This is a genomic window from Saccharospirillum sp. ABV4_185, assembly GCF_056159245.1.
In genome coordinates this window covers 2,939,487-2,955,485 of sequence record NZ_JBSWUW010000001.1, presented here as the reverse complement: position 1 = coordinate 2,955,485, position 15,999 = coordinate 2,939,487, and the positions used below count along the sequence as shown (strand labels likewise).

Below are 15,999 nucleotides of genomic sequence, written 5' to 3'. Positions count from 1 at the left end.
ACAACCTACTCCTGCAATGGGATTGGCCCGTTACAGGGCATGTTTAACAGTCTGATCAATAGCTTAGCAAGCTTTGCCAGCATTACTGTGATGCTAGCAGCCGCTGCAAACACTTTCCGCCTAGAGTGACTCAAAAGCTGCAGCGACAGCACCAGGCGTCAGAATTTGTGGCAACACTTGCGGCGCACCGCCATTAGCCGGATACAACACATAGAGCGGCACACCGTTACGTCCAAAACTGTCAATCAAAGCATCGACGGCCGGCGAAGGCCGCGTCCAGTCGGCGCGCATCAACTGCACGCCAGTGCGTTGTACCAACTGATCAAAAGCATCACCCGATAAGGCAACCGATTCGTTGGCTTTGCAAGTAATACACCAGGCAGCAGTGACATCTAAAAACACCGCTTCGCCATTGCTCTGGTAACGCTGCAAGGTAGCAGCATCATAGGGCTGCCACTGCTCATCCACTCGGGGCACGGAAAACACCAACGACAAAGCCCAGAGCGCCACCACCACCTGACCACCACGCAGCAACCATAAAGGCGCACCATCGAGGCGCGTTGCCCAACGGCCGGTCCATAACACCAGCGTCAGTAACAACAGTCCTAAACCTGCGCTCATAACCACCACTGGTTCGGTCAGCTCGATCAGGATCCACAGCAGCCACAACACCGTCGCGAACAACGGAAAGGCCATCAGTTGCCGGAAAGTCAGCATCCAGGCGCCAGGTTTGGGCAGTAAGCGGCCCAAGCCGGGAACATAGGTCAACACCAGAATCGGCAACGCCAGCCCCAGCCCCATAACGGCGAAAATAGTCAGGCCGATCAGCGTCGACTGGGTTAAGGCATAACCAATGGCGGCGCCCATAAAAGGCGCAGTACAGGGTGTGGCCACCAGGGTCGCGAGCACGCCGGTAAAGAAACTGCCGCTCCAGCCGGAGCGCGTCGCCAAATTCTGACCGGCCCCCATCCAACGTCCGGCGATTTCGATAAAACCGCTCATCGCCAAGGCCAGCACAAAAAACAGCACCACCAGCGCCGCCACAAAGCCAGGCGATTGCAATTGAAAACCCCAGCCTACCCAGGCACCGAGCGAGCGCAGCACCAGCAACACCAACGCTACCAGAATAAAGCTGATCACCACGCCGGCGGTATAAAGCCAACCGTGGGCAATGGCGCTGTGCTCGCTTTCGCCGGGACCAGGCTCAGAGCGGTGCTGCGCCAGTTGCAACGCTTTTAACGACAGTACCGGAAACACGCAGGGCATCAGATTGAGAATGAGGCCGCCGACCAGGGCAAACAGCAGCGCGCTGGCCAGGGTAACGGCCGCCAGTTCAGAGCCGTTTTGGCGATTGACAGGCAGGTCGATCAGGGAGGATTCGTCGAAGGAAGAAAAACCACCAAAGCCGGAATCGGCATTGGCCAGAGCCACACCTTTGAGGTCGTAACGGCGTTTTTGGGGTGGATAACAGAGGCCGGCATCGGCACAGCCTTGATAGACCACTTCGATCTCGCCGCTGTCCGTACGTACCGGATAAACGGCGGTCATGCTGCCGTAGTAGACCACCATCTGCTGATCGAAGGTGGGATCGTATTTTTCTACCGCTCCGGGAGACAGCTGCACCGCTCCCAATTCAACGCCCTCGCTTGGCTGAATGCGATGCTGATCGCGGTACAGATAATAATCGTCGGCAATCTGCCAGTGCAGACGCAGCTCATCACCCTGGCGCTCAACGCTCAACTGAAAGGCATCATCCACCGGCAGGAAGTCGGTCGCCTGCGCCAGACTGGCTGCCATCATCAGCAATACTGCGACTAACGATCTCATCGAACCTCAGGTCCTTACTGTTGTAGCGTTAACCACTTTAGCGTCAACCCTGGAAAGCCGACGACGGTAGGTCTGTCAATTTGGCGTCAAATACTAGGGATGCCAAGGGGTCACCGGCCAGCCAGCTTTCGGCTTCTTTACTTTGTAATTGATGCCAGTTTAGAACAGACCGCAAGACACAGCTTCACCCGCTGGCACCGCTTGCCTATACTGCCAGCTTCAATCTCCGTGGACCTTAGAATCAATGACGCTGGCAACCGGTCTCTTGCAGTGGCAGTGGTGGCACCCTGTGCTCTACACCCTGGTACTGACACACCTGACTATCGTTTCTGTAACCGTTTATCTGCACCGCCACAGCGCCCATCGCGCCCTGGATCTGCATCCAGTTCTGGCACACTTTTTCCGCTTTTGGCTGTGGCTTACCACGGCCATCATTACCAAGGAATGGACCGCCATTCACCGTCGTCATCACGCCAGTTGCGAGACCGAAGACGATCCGCACAGCCCGCAAATCCTGGGTTTACGCAAAGTACTCTGGCAAGGCGCCGAGCTGTACAAAGAAGCCGCCAACGAACCCACGCTCAAACGCTACGGTAACGGCACACCAGACGACTGGATTGAGCGTCACCTCTACAGCCATAAAATCGGCAACTGGGCGGGGATCGGTTTAATGGCCGTTATCAATATCGCCCTGTTCGGCCCCATTGGTTTGTCCATCTGGGCGATTCAGATGCTGTGGATTCCGTTCTGGGCTGCGGGTGTGATCAATGGCGTAGCGCATTTCTGGGGTTACCGAAATTACGAGTCACCCGATGCGGCCCGTAATCTGGTGCCCTGGGGCATCGTCATCGGTGGTGAAGAATTGCACAACAACCATCACACCTACCCCAACTCGGCCAAACTGTCATCGCGCTGGTATGAGTTCGATCTGGGCTGGACCTATATCCGACTGTTCAAAGCGCTGGGGCTGGCCAGCAATGTGCGTCGTGGTCCTTTGGTATTCCGTCACGATGGCAAGTCGTTGATCGATGCCGATACCGCCGTTGCTGCCGCCAACGACCGCTTCCGGGTGATGGCGCAATTCCATCGCCGCGTGCTGCGCCAGGCGGTACGTGAAGACGCCGACATTCGTCTCAGTGCCGGTCAGCACTATCGTCGATTGTCGGCCTGGTTGTCACAAAGCCAGGAACAGTGGGACGAATCGCGTCGCCAGTGGATGACCGATTTCTTCGACAAGCACCCGGAATTGCATCGACTGCACAACCTCAAAGAAGAACTGAACGCCATCTGGGCGTTGCGCACCCGCTCGCGCGACGAACTGGCCGCAGCCTTCAAAGCCTGGTGTGAAAAGGCTGAAGCCTATGGCAACGAAACCCTGGCCGAGTTCACCACCATGCTGCGTCAATACACCCTGAAACCGGTCGCTGTTCGCCATTCATGAGTGATACCAACGCCCTGCTGCAATTACTGGAAGGTCTGCGACTGCGTCGTGAGACCATCCAGTACAAACCTCTGGCCGACGCCCTCGGGCTCGTGCCCCCCAAACAGATTCAAAAACTGGCCGAACTGCTGGAAGCTGTACAGGAAGATGATGCCTTGCTGGGTCGACCGCAACGCGCTGCTCTGGTGATTCAAAAAGGCAACGAGCCTATTCCGCGCCCGGGCTTTTTTATCAAGCTCAAAACTCTGGGCGTTTACCAGGGCACTGATCGTGGTCCGGAAGCGGAAATGTGGCACCAGAATGAATTGGAGCGCCTCTACGATTGGCGCCCCGGCAGTTAGCCAGACTTGGAGAAACGCCATGACCACCCTGACTTTGTATCACAACCCGCGCTGTTCAAAATCGCGCCAGGCTCTGGCGCTGCTGGAGGATGCGGGTGTGGATTATCAGACTCGCCTCTATTTGCAAGAGCCGCTTAACGCCGCAGAAATCAAAACCCTGATCGCTGAATTGGATACGCCGGCCAGTGCCTTGGTGCGCGCCAAAGAAGCCGATTATGGCGCCTCAGGATTGTCGGCCGACAGCGACGCTGATGCCATCGCTAAAGCCTTGGCCGCCTATCCGAAACTGATGGAACGGCCGGTATTGAGCGATGGTAAATCTGCCCGTATCGGCCGTCCGCCGGAACAGATTCTGGAGCTGATCTGAGGTGCCTTATCTACTGGTGCTCTATTACAGCCGCAACGGCAGCGTGGCACGATTGGCGCAGGCCATTGCCAGTGGTGTCGATGAAGTCAGCGGCATAGAGTCGCGGCTGCGTACCGTGCCTGCGGTGCGCGCCGATCACCAAGCGCCGGCCAACGATATTCCCGACGATGGTCCGCTCTATTGCACCTTAGACGACCTGGCCGGTTGCGCGGGCCTCGCGCTCGGTTCACCAGGGCGCTTTGGCAATATGGCCGCCAGCCTGAAATTCTTCCTCGAACAGAGCACTAATGAATGGGTTTCCGGACGACTGATCGGCAAACCCGCCGGCGTGTTCACCAGCACCAGCACACCTCACGGTGGCCAGGAATCGACCTTGCTGTCGATGATGGTGCCCCTGTTGCATCATGGTATGTTGATCAGCGGCATTCCCTTCAGCGAAGCCGCCCTGCACGATCACAGCGCTGGCGGTACGCCGTACGGCAGTTCCTGGGTCGCCGGGCCTGACCACCAAACTCCGGACGCTGAAGTTCTTCGTCTGGCTCGCAATCAGGGTCGACGACTGGCACAACTGGCATTGAGGCTTGACGATGGCAACCGCTGAAAAAGACAACACCATCAATCTGAACCGCCAACTGAAACTGGCTTACTGGCTGTTGATGATTGCACTCTACGCTGGCGCATTTTTGTATGGCCCAGCCTACGGTTCAATGCCACTGGGCGAGTGGATTGCTTCATGCTTCGTGGTGGGTCTGTTCAGTTCCATTCCGCTGTTCTGCTTTGTCGCCGCAGCGCACAAACCTCAACCCGGTTCCGTCAGCTGGCTGAGTTTTTTAATTCTGGCGTATTTGATGTTCGGCATCGTGCTGATCTTCAAACCCGGCGATCTGATTGCCGGCCTGGCCATCACCGGCACAACATTAAACGCCTTCGTGCAAATCATCGTCTGGCTGCGGCCGTTCAAAAAAGCCGCCAAGGCGAAAAAAGCCCGCGAGGAAGTCATTCGTCAACGCAAAGCCCAGGCCGCTAAAGAACAGCAGCTTTAACCGGCGGTAAACAGCTTAGAGCGCACCATCTTGCGATACTCGCCGGGCGTCATCGACAGACGCTCGCGAAACACCCGGCCAAAGTAGGCGGCGGTTCGAAAGCCGCACGTCTCCCCCACCTCGGCCACCGTCAAGTTGGTATCGCGCAACAATTCCCGGGCGCTGTCCAGGCGCAAACGCAGCACATAGGCCATCGGGCTTTCGCCCGTCGCGGCCTGAAAACGTCGACTGAAATTACGCGCAGATTGATCGATCAAGGCGGCCAGATTAATCAGCGTAATATCGTCGGTCAGATGCTGGCGTATCCAGGATTGCACCAGGCTGACACCCTCATCATGATGCACTGCTCCGCCCGGCTCGAAATAGGGTGTCGAGAAGGTCCGCTTAAGCTCGTGCATAAATTGCCGCTCAACCAGCGCCAATGCTTCTTCACCAAAAGTTTGTTCGATCAAAAACAGCACCAAGTCTGTTTGGGCATTGATTGAGCCGGCGCAATAGAGGCCATCTTCATGAGTGACGAAATGATGACCTTCAAATTTCACCTGCGGGTAGCGCTGGCGAAACCGGTCCAGATAATACCAATGCGTAGTAGCCACTCTGTTATCGAGTAAGCCAGCCCGCGCCAAATGGCCGACGCCGGTGCCGGTCGCCGCCAGGCGCGCGCCCTGCTGATATTGTTCAACCAACCAGTGCTGCAGTCCTCGCGCCTGACTGATAACCGGCCAGGGTGTGCCCCACATCGGCGGCACAAACACCAGATCGGCGTTGTCGGCTTGCGCAAAGGTGTGATCCGCCTGAATATTCAGACCGCCGATGGCGCGCTGCGGCTGCAGCGTTTCACCCACCAGTTGAATCGACAGTGGTGTGGCCGAACGTCGCCGCACCCGATGTCGACTGGCGGCGTAAAACATCTCCACTGGCAAGGCGATGCCAGTCAACAAAGATTGAGGACCAATAACAAAGGCCAGCTTCATGGATGTCCTTTTTGTATTGCTTTTCGTCCAGATAGTTATAACACCACTGAACGGCAGGCTCTATAGTCCTCGCCCAGTTACTGACTGACGGACGTCCACTCATGAAATCACTGCCTCTGATCGTCGGCTTTGGTGGCATCAACGCCGCTGGCCGGGTCTCCATGCATCACAGCTATCGTCGCCTGGTGCACGAAGCCCTCGACGACAGCCGTATGGCCGCGACCTGGCAAGACCTGGCGACGCTGATGGGCACCAACGATCGGCAAGCCATGCTCGATGGCACCCTGGTGCGCCGCATCAACCCCGCCAGTCATTACGACCCCGACCAGGTCGAGACGCAGACCAAAGCCAAGCTGAGCCATGCTGACGGTCTGAACTTCGAATTAACGCGTCGTCAGTTGCCCGATCCTCTGCCTGAAGGCTGGACAGTCACCAGCGAGCACGGCAATAAAGTGCACATTCATGTTGCTGGCGAGATGCCGGTGCTGTTGCCGGGCAGCTATAGCAGCAAGGTGTCTTCTGCCGGTTCCTTGCCCAGCGGTTTCGACCCTTCTTCCTATTACAACGCCACACACCATCCGCGCGGTTTGCAGATGGCGGTTTATGGTGCCTCTGATGCGATTCAGTCGATCGGTATGGAGTGGCAGTCGGTGCTGGAGCGGGTGCGTCCGGATCAAATCTCGGTCTACGCCGGCTCGGCTTATTCTCAGCTCGACCAGGCTGGCTTGCGCGGGCTCTATCAGTCGCCAATGACTGGTTCACGCATCACCTCCAAGATGCTGCCGCTGTCGTTGCCGGAAATGTCGGCCGACTTTATCAACTCCTACGTAATCAACAGTGTCGGCAATACCGGCACCAACGTCGGCGCCTGTGCGACCTTTTTGTACAACCTGCGCCAGGGCATGGCCGACATCCAATCGGGCCAGTGCCGGGTCGCCATCGTCGGCAACTCCGAAGCGCCGATCGTGCCGGAAATCATTGAGGGTTTTCGCACCATGGGCGCGTTGGCCGAAGACGACCAACTGCGCGCGCTCGATGGCAGTGATCTGGTCGATAACCGTCGCGCCTGTCGTCCGTTTTCCGCCAACGCTGGCTTTACCATGGCCGAATCCAGCCAGTTCGTGGTGCTGATGGACGATGCTTTGGCCTTGGAATGCGGAGCTACCATCTTTGGCTCGGTCGCCGATGTCTTCGTGAACGCCGATGCCAACAAGAAATCCATTTCCAGCCCGGGTGTCGGTAATTACATCACCATGGCCAAGGCCACTGCGCTGGCCCGTGCCATTCTGGGCGACGCTGGGCTGGCGCGTACTTTTGTGATGGCGCACGGTACCGGCACGCCACAAAACCGGGTGACCGAATCGCATATCTTTAATGAAATCGCCAAGACCTTTGGTATTCAGCACTGGCCGATCAGTGCGATCAAAGCTTATCTGGGTCATTCCCAGGCGCCTGCTGCTGGCGACAGCCTGACCGCCGCCCTGGGTGTTTGGGCGGAAGGCTTTATTCCCGGCATTCGCACCATTGATCACATTGCTGAGGATGTGCATCGCTCCAACCTGGACATCCTGATGGATCACAAAGCGGTCGGCGAGTTGGGTGCAGAGATGGACGGCGCCCTGATCAATGCCAAGGGCTTTGGTGGCAACAACGCCAGCGCTCTGGTGCTGTCGCCAGCCAAGACGCTCGAGCTGCTGCGTCAGCGTCACGGTCAAAACAGCCTCGATGGCTGGCAAGGCCGCAACGAAGTCATCGCCGCTGCCCAGGCCGACTATGACCGTCGCACGCGCGAACAGGGACTGAAGGTGATGTACTCCTTCGGTGAGGCAGTGATGGGTGAAAACGACCTGAGCCTGAGCCGCGAGCAACTGTCGCTGAGCCGCTTCACCTCCGCCATCGACCTGCCGCAAAACAATCCCTACCTCGATTGAGCCACAGCGGGCGAGGCTTGCCCTCGCCCGCTGATTTGCGCTTTGCCGAAAGGCCGTTAAAGTAGCGCCGTCCTGAAAACTCTGGAACCGCATGAGTCGTTCACGTTTCGAAAAATTCAAGCAGGTGCTGCGTGATCGTCAGCCCGATATGACGGTGCTGACCGATCAGGTTCACAAGGCACAAAACATCTCTGCCATCTTGCGCACCGCCGATGCGGTCGGCATTCCGGAAATCCATATGGTGCAACCGCTTCGCGGACGGTTGGTGTATCACAACACCGCTGGCGGCAGTGGTCGCTTTGTCGCTGCCCGGGTTCACGACAACATCGAACACGCCATGCAGGCCGCTCGCGAGCGCGGCTTTAAACTCTATGCCGCACACTGGTCACCACGAGCGCGCAACTACCGTGACGTGGATTATCGCCAACCCTTCGCACTGATCATGGGCGCGGAAAAACGCGGCCTGAGTGACGTAGCTGCCGAAGCCGCCGATGAACACCTGACCATCCCTATGGTTGGCATGGTGGAAAGCTATAATGTCAGCGTTGCGGCCGCCATCATTCTGGAAGAAGCCATGCATCAGCGGCGTCAGGCCGGGCTCTACGATCGCCCCTTTATCGAAGATTCGACCTACCGCGCCACCCTGTTTCGCTGGGCACAACCGAAGATGGCAGCCTACTGCGATCGCCATGGCTTGCCCTACCCGGAACTGGACGAGGATGGTGACTTAATTCCACCGGCCGATCCGGCCTACCGAGGCGCGCTGTGAGCCAGAACCAGACCGATACCAGCACCGAGCAAGATCGCCATCGACGCATCCGGCGCACCAATGCCTGGGCGGTGGTGGTTGATGGTCTGGCCTTTGTCATCAAACTGGCAGTGGGCTGGTTAATTGCATCGCCAGCGCTGATTGCCGATGCCATGCACAGCCTGTCCGATCTGCTGGCTGACTTGCCAATCATCCTGCTGGCGCGCATCGCCCGCCAGCGCCCGGACAGCGATCATCCTTATGGCCACGCCCGTTTCGAAACACTCGGTACCGTCATGCTGGGCGCCCTGCTGCTCACTGTTGCTCTGGGTATTGCGGTTGAAACCGTCGGGCTGCTGTTTTCCGATACACGACCGCTGCCAAGCCTGCTTGGTCTGGTAACGGTGGTGGTCGCCATTGTCTTAAAAGAAGGCTACTTCCAATACGCCATTCGTCAGGCTCGGCTGGCACGCTCGGCCTTGATCGAAGCCAACGCCTGGCACGCTCGCTCGGACAGCCTGTCATCCGTGGTGGTCTTGGTAGGTTTACTGGCGACGCTGGCCGGTTATCCGGCATTGGAAATCGTCGCAGCGCTGATCGTCGCCGTCATGATTGGCTGGATGGGCATTCGCCTGGCCTGGCAGGCCATACAGCAATTGGTCGATCAGGGCGTTGATCACGATCGCCAGCACGCGCTGGCAACGACGCTGGCGACAATACCGGGGGTGCGTGATGTGCATCTGTTGCGTACCCGCCGCATGGGGCCGGACCTGTTTGTCGATGCTCATCTGCGCGTCGACAGCCGTATCTCCGTCTCCGAAGGACACCAGATCAACGAATGGGCTTTAACCACGCTCAAACAGCAATACGACGATATTGCCGATGTCACCCTGCACATTGATCATGAACCCGACCCTGACGACAGCCAGGTACGCCCGCTGGCACCTCTGCGTCCGGCCGTAGAGGGTTTATTGGCCGACTATGGTGTGCGTGATTACGATCGTTTGATCATTCACTACCAACAACAACGCGCCCAACTGGAACTGCGTTTTGCCAGTGATGAGCAACGTCAGGCAGCGCGTCAGCACTGCCTGAAATTGTTAAACGATATTGACTGGATTGCCGACATCACCCTGACCATCAGCGGCGAACGGCTCAGTCGATCAGCACACTGATGGTATCGGTCGCCAGTAAATTGCCGTCGCCATCGAGCACTTCCAGCTTCCAGATGCCATCCCAGTCGGGCAACATTTCTTTGCTCGAATAGGCCCGCCACCGCGGCCCCTGTACTTCAAAACGCACCTCGGCCATCAGACGGTTATTCAAGCGCCAGCGATGCACAATGGTGGCACCGGTCATGCCTTCGAGTTCGGTAAAATAATAGAGCGGATTAATGTTGGTGGCGCTGCTCAGTCGATCGACTGGTTCGCGCTCAACGACATTGCGGGTGAAGTGATGACGGACCACGTCCGCCTGGGCCAGCACCGGCAAGAGGACCGCCAGAATAACGGCCGGCCAACGGAAGCTTCGCATTATTATTGTCTCCTCTTGGCGCGAAGTATTCCGTCAAATTGGCATGAAACGCAGCCGCTGTAAATGCGCTGATCGACTTATTCAACAGCGCCGGGAATAGCAGGAATGGGTGGTGTAACGTCAGCGTTTTGAGCGCGATGACGCAACCAATGATCCATCAACACCAACGCCAGCATGGCTTCAGCAATGGGCACCGCGCGAATGCCGACACAAGGATCATGACGACCTTTGGTGATCATTTCCGTCGCTTCACCCTGGCGGGTAATACTGCGACCGGGAATGGTAATACTCGATGTCGGCTTCAGCGCGATGTGCGCTTCGATGGCCTGACCGGTTGTTAAACCGCCGACAATGCCGCCAGCATGATTGGACAAAAATCCTTGCAGACTTAACTCATCGCGATGCTCACTGCCGCGTTGATTAACCACACCAAAACCATCGCCAATTTCCACGCCCTTAACCGCATTGATGCTCATCAACGCCTTGGCCAAATCGGCATCCAAACGATCAAAAACCGGCTCACCCAAGCCAGGAATTAAACCAGTGGCACGTACGCTGACGCGCGCGCCGACTGAATCGCCGGCTTTACGCAACTGTACGATGTGTTCCTCAAGCTGAGCCACTTTACCGGGATCGGCGCTGAAAAAGGGGTTCTGTTCAATGGCTGAGGCGTCTTTAAAATCCAGCTCGATCGGACCCATCTGACTGAGCCAGCCCTGGATATGAATGCCCTGGCTGGCGAGATAACGCTTGGCAATTCCGCCGGCAGCCACACGCATGGCGGTTTCACGCGCCGAGCTGCGACCACCACCGCGATAGTCGCGGAAACCGTATTTTTGATCGTAGCCGTAATCAGCGTGCGCCGGCCGATAGGTGTTCATGATTTCGGAGTAATCTTTACTGCGCTGATTGATGTTTTCGATCAATAATCCAATCGGAGTACCAGTGGTTTTACCTTCGAAAACCCCCGACAAAATACGCACCTCATCAGCTTCACGCCGCTGAGTAGTGTATTTGCTGGTACCCGGTTTACGGCGATCCAGATCGCCCTGCAAATCCGCTTCTGACAGCGTCATTCCCGGCGGGCAACCATCGACAATGGCACCCAAAGCCGGGCCGTGACTTTCGCCAAAGGTGGTGACGGTAAAAAGTGTTCCGAAGCTATTGCCTGACATCCTGAATTCCGTTGCAGTTTTTTATCGGGTCAAAATTAAGTAGACGGATTAAAGCTGAGAAAAATAAGCGCGTAAATCCGCCGCATGAATAATAAAAACGCCCAATCCACCCTGGCTGAATTCCGGCCACTCCAGAGGCAAATCGGGATAGGCTTCCATCAGCGCGCCGGCACTGTTACCGACTTCACACACCAACAGACCATCGTCGCACAGATGATCGGCAGCCTGGGTTAACAGTCGACGTACCAGATCCAAACCATCCTCGCCCGACGCCAGACCGAGTCTTGGCTCGTGGTGAAATTCAGCGGGCATGGAATCGATGTCTTCGGCATCGACATAAGGCGGATTGGCGATGATTAAATCGTAGCGTGCATCGGTCAGGCTTGCGAACAGATCGCCCTGGTAGACATCGATCTGCCAGCCCAGATCTTTGGCTTCAACATTTTCCACCGCGATCGCCACCGCTGCTTCACTGAGATCGCTCAGATCGACTTGCGCCTCGGGAAACACCCGGGCAGCGGCAATGCCAATACAACCACTGCCAGTGCACAAATCGAGAATGCGTTTGGGAGCCTGGCTTAACCAGGGTTCAAAACCGGTATCGATGAGTTCGGCAATGGGAGAGCGCGGAATCAGCACGTCTGGCGTGACCTTAAAAGGTTCGCCACAAAACCAGGCTTCCTGCAGCAGATAAGCCGTGGGTACCTTGGCTTCGCAACGTTGGCGCAGAAACTGCCACAATTGCGCCCGTTCCTCGTCGAGCAAGGAGGTCGACAAAGCCGCCGCCGGCAGGTCCCAATCCAGTTGCAGTGCCCGCAGACACAAGAACAGCGACTCATCCCAGGCGGACTCAAAACCGTGACCGTGAAATACCTCATGACGGGCCATCTGGCTGGCACCAAAGCGTACCCAGTCGGCCAACTGAGTTAATTGCTGCTGACTACGCTGCTGCAGATCGGAATCATCGAATGCAAAGGCAAACTGAGACATGCCAAGAAACAAGCCTTTAAAAAAGGAAGCCGCAGTATACCTGATTTAGCCATCGACTTGCGCACCCGCCAGCAAGCTTTATTGACCGTCAGAACATCGAAGTTTCAGACACTGGATTGAAGCCATTCGGCAATCGGCTGCGGGGTTTCCATATGCGCATGATGGCCGCCGGCAAAGCTGGCCAGATGCAACTGCGGAACCGCCTGCTGACGTGCTGCCAGTTGTTGCTGATCAGCCAGGGGACTCTGTTCAAACAAGGCCAGATGCAGTGGGCAACCCAGCCGCGCCAACATCGCCAACACTTGCGCTTCACTCAGTCGCCAGCTGGTTTCCTGGCGCAGGCGCCGGTCATGATTGAAATACCAGCCGTCGCCATCCAGGCCAACACCGCGCCGGGTCAACAATCGCGCTGAACGTTCAGATAAGGGGAAGCGCCCTGCTGTCCGCGCTTTCCAGAGCGCATCAGGATGATGATAATGACGACGCCGACTGGCGGGCTTTAAACGACGATCATAGAGACGCTGTAAGCGATCCAAATTTCCCGTATCGCTGTCGGTTATTGGCCCCAGTGCATCCAAGGACCACAAGCGCTGAATGCGTGAATCCAGGGTGGCCAACATCTGACTGAGAATACCGCCGAGAGAATGTCCCAGAATTTCGTATTGCGGCCAGTCCAGATCGTCCAGCAGCTCACCCAATAACGGCAGCCAGTCGGGTAAACTCCAGCCACCACGACCCGGCAACGCCGCCGAACGACCGTGGCCCGGCAGATCAATCGCCCAGACTTCCCAGTCATCCAGATGCTGCGCCAATGGCTGAAAGCTCATGGCATTATCGAGCAGACCATGAAACGCCAGCACCGGACGCCCCTGCCCCCAACGAACGCCTTGAATGCGTCCCTGTAACAGACTGAATTCACGCATGGATTAACCGGCCTGTTGCTGATCCAGCTGCATATGCAGCAGCTGCCGATTGATGGCCGCAGCCGTTTGTTCCGGGTATTCCAGTGGGAACATATGGGTGCCTTCAATGCGCTCGCCATAGAAGCCGAGGCGTCGTTTCATGCGCAGGTATTGGCTTTTACGAACCGTGTCGGTATCGCGGCCGACCAAAATGCCGGCCGGCATCGACAACTGACCGGCACGCACCGCCAGGGTATGCGGCATGCTGCGGAAAATCGCTAACTCAACCTCCAGCTCATAAGCCAATTCGACCCCACCATTGGCCGCAGGCCGAATGGCGCTGTCGACGTAATCCCGTAGGCAGCGGTCATCAAAACGGCTGAACAATCCACGGGTGCGGAAATAGTCGAGTGCGGTTTCAGCATCAGGCCATTGAGTACGCCGGCGCTTGGATCGCCCTGCTGGAGTGACCGCATCAACCAGGCCCAACTGTTTCACCGCTCGCACTAACAAACTTTCCAGACAATTGAACAAAGGCACATCGAGTAACAGGATGGCTGCGAACAGATCCGGTCGCTCGCGAGCCGCCATCATCGTCAGACCGCCACCCAGGGAATGCCCCAGACCAATCACCGGTCGATCACACTGGGCTTCAATACTGTCGATCAACTGTTGTTTCAGGTGCGGCCAATTATCAGTCACCGGATAATTGGGATCGTGTCCGGCCAGCGGTAATTGACAGACCTCATAGTCGGACGACAAGGCCGCAAACAAAGCGTTGTAACTGGCTGAGGGAAAACCGTTAGCGTGAGCAAAATGGATCAGCGGTTTCATGGATGACCTGAACTGCAGCATCGAGACTCTACAATTTAGTTCAGGCCACAGCCTCGTTCAAACAACCGTTTGAATTAATGCAAATCTCGATTAAATAAACGCCGAAAACAACCAATAAGGTTTATTTCTGCCACAATAATTGGGCACTGCCAGGGAACCAGCCATCGGCTTCGAGGCAAACCAGACCGGCGGTCGGTAGTGACACGGCGTAAGGATCGCCAATCAGCGTACCGGCCAAATGAGACAGCAGCGGATTGTGGGCAACCAGCAAAATGACATCGCCTTCTGCCGCTTGCAGTAAATCCAGAACGCCCTTGACCGGTTTATCCGGTGTCAGACGGTCATCGATAATCGGCTCGGTATGACCCAGAGTGGGACGAATCAGTTCGGCGGTTTGGCGAGCGCGGCGGTAGGGACTGCAGTAGAAAGCGCTCACCGAGGAGTCTAACCATTGGCTTTGTTGCAATACAGCGGCTTCACCCGCCGCTACCAGCCGGCGCTGGGCGTCTGTGGGTGCGCTGGCTTCGGCCTGACCATGACGCAACAGCAGCAAACGCATGGTCAGTCCTCGAGATCGGTTTCGTCCACTGGCCAGTCAGCAAACGGAAAGGGTTTGGCCTCGGTATTGAACAACAAATAATCCAGCAGCTGATGCTGATAGCGACCCAGCGCCAGGCAGAAACCACGCAGCCGCTGATTATCGTCACGCTGAAACCAGCGCCAGATCCACTGCACGGCAGCCAGCAAAAACGTCAGTATGACACTGAGCCGTAGCACCACGCCGAAGATGACCATAAACACCAATCGCAATAATTGGTGTTCGCTGCGTTCACGTATGTTCGATTGCATCAGATCCCTGCTCCCATAAACTCGACATCCTGCGCCAGATCACCCGACATCAGATTGCCCGACACTTCCCGAATCGGTTTGTCTTCATAGATGATGGCGTAGAGCCCACCCACCAACGGCATATAGATACCCATTTCGGCAGCCTTTTCGTGCACCATGCGCAGCGTATTAATACCTTCAGCGGTCTCGCCGACGCGCTTGATGGCCTGCTTCAGCGAATCGCCTTCACCGATGTAATAGCCTACCCGGTAATTACGGCTCAGTTGCGAGCTACAAGTCACGATTAAATCCCCGACCCCGGCCAGACCCAGGAAGGTCATGGGATTGGCACCCAAACGCACTGCAAATCGGGACATTTCAGCCAGCGCCCGGGTGATGATCGCAGCGCGGGTGTTTTCCGCCATACCCAGAGCCGCAGCCAGACCTGTGATGATGGCGTAGATATTCTTCAAGGCCCCAGCCAACTCAACGCCGTAGATATCCGGGTTACCGTAGACCCGAAAATGCTGGCTGCTCAACAACTGCTGTACATTCTGGCGCAGCGACTGACTGTAGGAAGCAATCACCGTCGCAGAGATTTGCTGTTGGGCGATTTCCTTAGCCAGGTTCGGTCCGCTGATTACACCGGTTTCATGACTCGGCGCCAGATCATGCAGGATCTGGCTCATCAACTTGAAACTACCCGGTTCAATGCCTTTAGTCAGGCTGATCAGCGCAGTATGCGCCGGCAACAGCGGAACAGCCTGTTCCGTCACCGACCGAAAAGCTTTGGATGGGACGGCAACAAAGACGTAATCGGCATCACTGACGGCCGCGACCAGATCGAGCTCCGGTTGCAAGCGCTCAGACAATTTATAACCGGGCAGATAACGGCTGTTCTCGCCTTGCTGGCGGATGTCATCGGCCTGTTTTTCACTGCGCATCCACAGTCGAACCATATGGCCGTTGGTTGCAGCGATATTGGCCACTGCGGTACCAAAGCTACCACCGCCCAGAACGGCAATGCGCTGGGGCGGTAAAGGGGAATTGGACACTTTCTCTCCT

At 56.8% G+C, this 15,999-nt stretch carries 18 protein-coding genes; 8 read left to right on the top strand and 10 right to left on the bottom strand.

The genetic code is table 11. The annotated features are described in order from the left end of the window. Positions 1-120: 120 nt before the first annotated feature. Positions 121-1,827 carry a protein-disulfide reductase DsbD family protein gene (locus ACXAE6_RS14040; protein WP_475149503.1) on the bottom strand — a complete coding sequence of 569 codons (1,707 nt, stop codon included), beginning with the start codon at positions 1,825-1,827 and terminating at the stop codon, positions 121-123. 244 nt (positions 1,828-2,071) lie between these two features. On the opposite strand from ACXAE6_RS14040, the gene ACXAE6_RS14035 reads away from it, so the two are divergent. From ACXAE6_RS14035 to ACXAE6_RS14015, 5 genes are read left to right on the top strand one after another with little or no spacing between them, the layout of a single operon-like run. Then, positions 2,072-3,268: a DesA family fatty acid desaturase gene (locus ACXAE6_RS14035; RefSeq protein WP_475149499.1), complete on the top strand. Its 1,197-nt coding sequence runs from the start codon at positions 2,072-2,074 to the stop codon at positions 3,266-3,268. Next, positions 3,265-3,609, top strand: coding sequence for a hypothetical protein (locus ACXAE6_RS14030; protein WP_475149494.1), 345 nt, complete (start codon positions 3,265-3,267; stop codon positions 3,607-3,609). The genes ACXAE6_RS14035 and ACXAE6_RS14030 overlap by 4 nt, the downstream gene beginning before the upstream one ends. A gap of 19 nt (positions 3,610-3,628) precedes the next feature. After that, positions 3,629-3,976, top strand: a complete 348-nt coding sequence (arsC, locus tag ACXAE6_RS14025) for an arsenate reductase (glutaredoxin) (protein ID WP_475149489.1) — start codon at positions 3,629-3,631, stop codon at positions 3,974-3,976. A 1-nt stretch (position 3,977) separates the two neighbouring features. After that, a complete protein-coding gene (wrbA, locus tag ACXAE6_RS14020; protein ID WP_475149486.1) occupies positions 3,978-4,577 on the top strand; it encodes an NAD(P)H:quinone oxidoreductase in 600 nt (199 codons plus the stop codon). Next, positions 4,564-5,019, top strand: coding sequence for a DUF2069 domain-containing protein (locus ACXAE6_RS14015; protein ID WP_475149484.1), 456 nt, complete (start codon positions 4,564-4,566; stop codon positions 5,017-5,019). The genes wrbA and ACXAE6_RS14015 overlap by 14 nt, the downstream gene beginning before the upstream one ends. Here ACXAE6_RS14015 and ACXAE6_RS14010 read toward each other — a convergent pair. Then, positions 5,016-5,993 (bottom strand): GlxA family transcriptional regulator, encoded by a 978-nt coding sequence (locus ACXAE6_RS14010; RefSeq protein WP_475149482.1) that lies wholly within the window; start codon positions 5,991-5,993, stop codon positions 5,016-5,018. The genes ACXAE6_RS14015 and ACXAE6_RS14010 overlap by 4 nt on opposite strands. Before the next feature lie 101 nt (positions 5,994-6,094). Here ACXAE6_RS14010 and ACXAE6_RS14005 point away from each other — a divergent pair, with 101 nt between their 5' ends. The 3 genes from ACXAE6_RS14005 to ACXAE6_RS13995 all read left to right on the top strand — a co-directional run bounded on the left by ACXAE6_RS14005 (position 6,095) and on the right by ACXAE6_RS13995 (position 9,847). Beyond that, on the top strand, positions 6,095-7,924 hold the full coding sequence (locus ACXAE6_RS14005) for a beta-ketoacyl synthase (RefSeq protein ID WP_475149478.1): 1,830 nt from the start codon (positions 6,095-6,097) through the stop codon (positions 7,922-7,924). 91 nt (positions 7,925-8,015) lie between these two features. After that, positions 8,016-8,693: a tRNA (guanosine(18)-2'-O)-methyltransferase TrmH gene (trmH, locus tag ACXAE6_RS14000; protein ID WP_475149473.1), complete on the top strand. Its 678-nt coding sequence runs from the start codon at positions 8,016-8,018 to the stop codon at positions 8,691-8,693. Continuing rightward, complete coding sequence (locus ACXAE6_RS13995; RefSeq protein ID WP_475149469.1) at positions 8,690-9,847, top strand: cation diffusion facilitator family transporter; 1,158 nt, start codon at positions 8,690-8,692, stop codon at positions 9,845-9,847. Before trmH ends, ACXAE6_RS13995 begins: the two co-directional genes overlap by 4 nt. Here the strand turns inward: ACXAE6_RS13995 and ACXAE6_RS13990 are convergent. The 8 genes from ACXAE6_RS13990 to ACXAE6_RS13955 form a co-directional block, all read right to left on the bottom strand. Next, positions 9,828-10,205: a DUF2914 domain-containing protein gene (locus ACXAE6_RS13990; protein ID WP_475149467.1), complete on the bottom strand. Its 378-nt coding sequence runs from the start codon at positions 10,203-10,205 to the stop codon at positions 9,828-9,830. The genes ACXAE6_RS13995 and ACXAE6_RS13990 overlap by 20 nt on opposite strands. 77 nt (positions 10,206-10,282) lie before the next feature. Then, positions 10,283-11,380, bottom strand: coding sequence for a chorismate synthase (aroC, locus tag ACXAE6_RS13985; RefSeq protein WP_475149466.1), 1,098 nt, complete (start codon positions 11,378-11,380; stop codon positions 10,283-10,285). A 48-nt stretch (positions 11,381-11,428) separates the two neighbouring features. Further along, the gene (gene prmB, locus ACXAE6_RS13980; RefSeq protein ID WP_475149463.1) at positions 11,429-12,370 is read right to left on the bottom strand and encodes a 50S ribosomal protein L3 N(5)-glutamine methyltransferase; all 942 of its coding nucleotides are present in this window, start codon (positions 12,368-12,370) and stop codon (positions 11,429-11,431) included. A gap of 104 nt (positions 12,371-12,474) precedes the next feature. Continuing rightward, the gene (locus ACXAE6_RS13975; protein ID WP_475149460.1) at positions 12,475-13,293 is read right to left on the bottom strand and encodes an alpha/beta fold hydrolase; all 819 of its coding nucleotides are present in this window, start codon (positions 13,291-13,293) and stop codon (positions 12,475-12,477) included. A 3-nt stretch (positions 13,294-13,296) separates the two neighbouring features. Further along, positions 13,297-14,106: an alpha/beta fold hydrolase gene (locus ACXAE6_RS13970; RefSeq protein ID WP_475149456.1), complete on the bottom strand. Its 810-nt coding sequence runs from the start codon at positions 14,104-14,106 to the stop codon at positions 13,297-13,299. Between the two features lie 121 nt (positions 14,107-14,227). Beyond that, complete coding sequence (gene sixA / locus ACXAE6_RS13965) at positions 14,228-14,665, bottom strand: phosphohistidine phosphatase SixA (protein ID WP_475149453.1); 438 nt, start codon at positions 14,663-14,665, stop codon at positions 14,228-14,230. Between the two features lie 2 nt (positions 14,666-14,667). Further along, positions 14,668-14,955, bottom strand: coding sequence for a DUF4389 domain-containing protein (locus ACXAE6_RS13960; protein ID WP_475149448.1), 288 nt, complete (start codon positions 14,953-14,955; stop codon positions 14,668-14,670). Continuing rightward, positions 14,955-15,989, bottom strand: coding sequence for an NAD(P)H-dependent glycerol-3-phosphate dehydrogenase (locus ACXAE6_RS13955; RefSeq protein ID WP_475149443.1), 1,035 nt, complete (start codon positions 15,987-15,989; stop codon positions 14,955-14,957). The genes ACXAE6_RS13960 and ACXAE6_RS13955 overlap by 1 nt, the downstream gene beginning before the upstream one ends. Positions 15,990-15,999 lie beyond the last annotated feature (10 nt).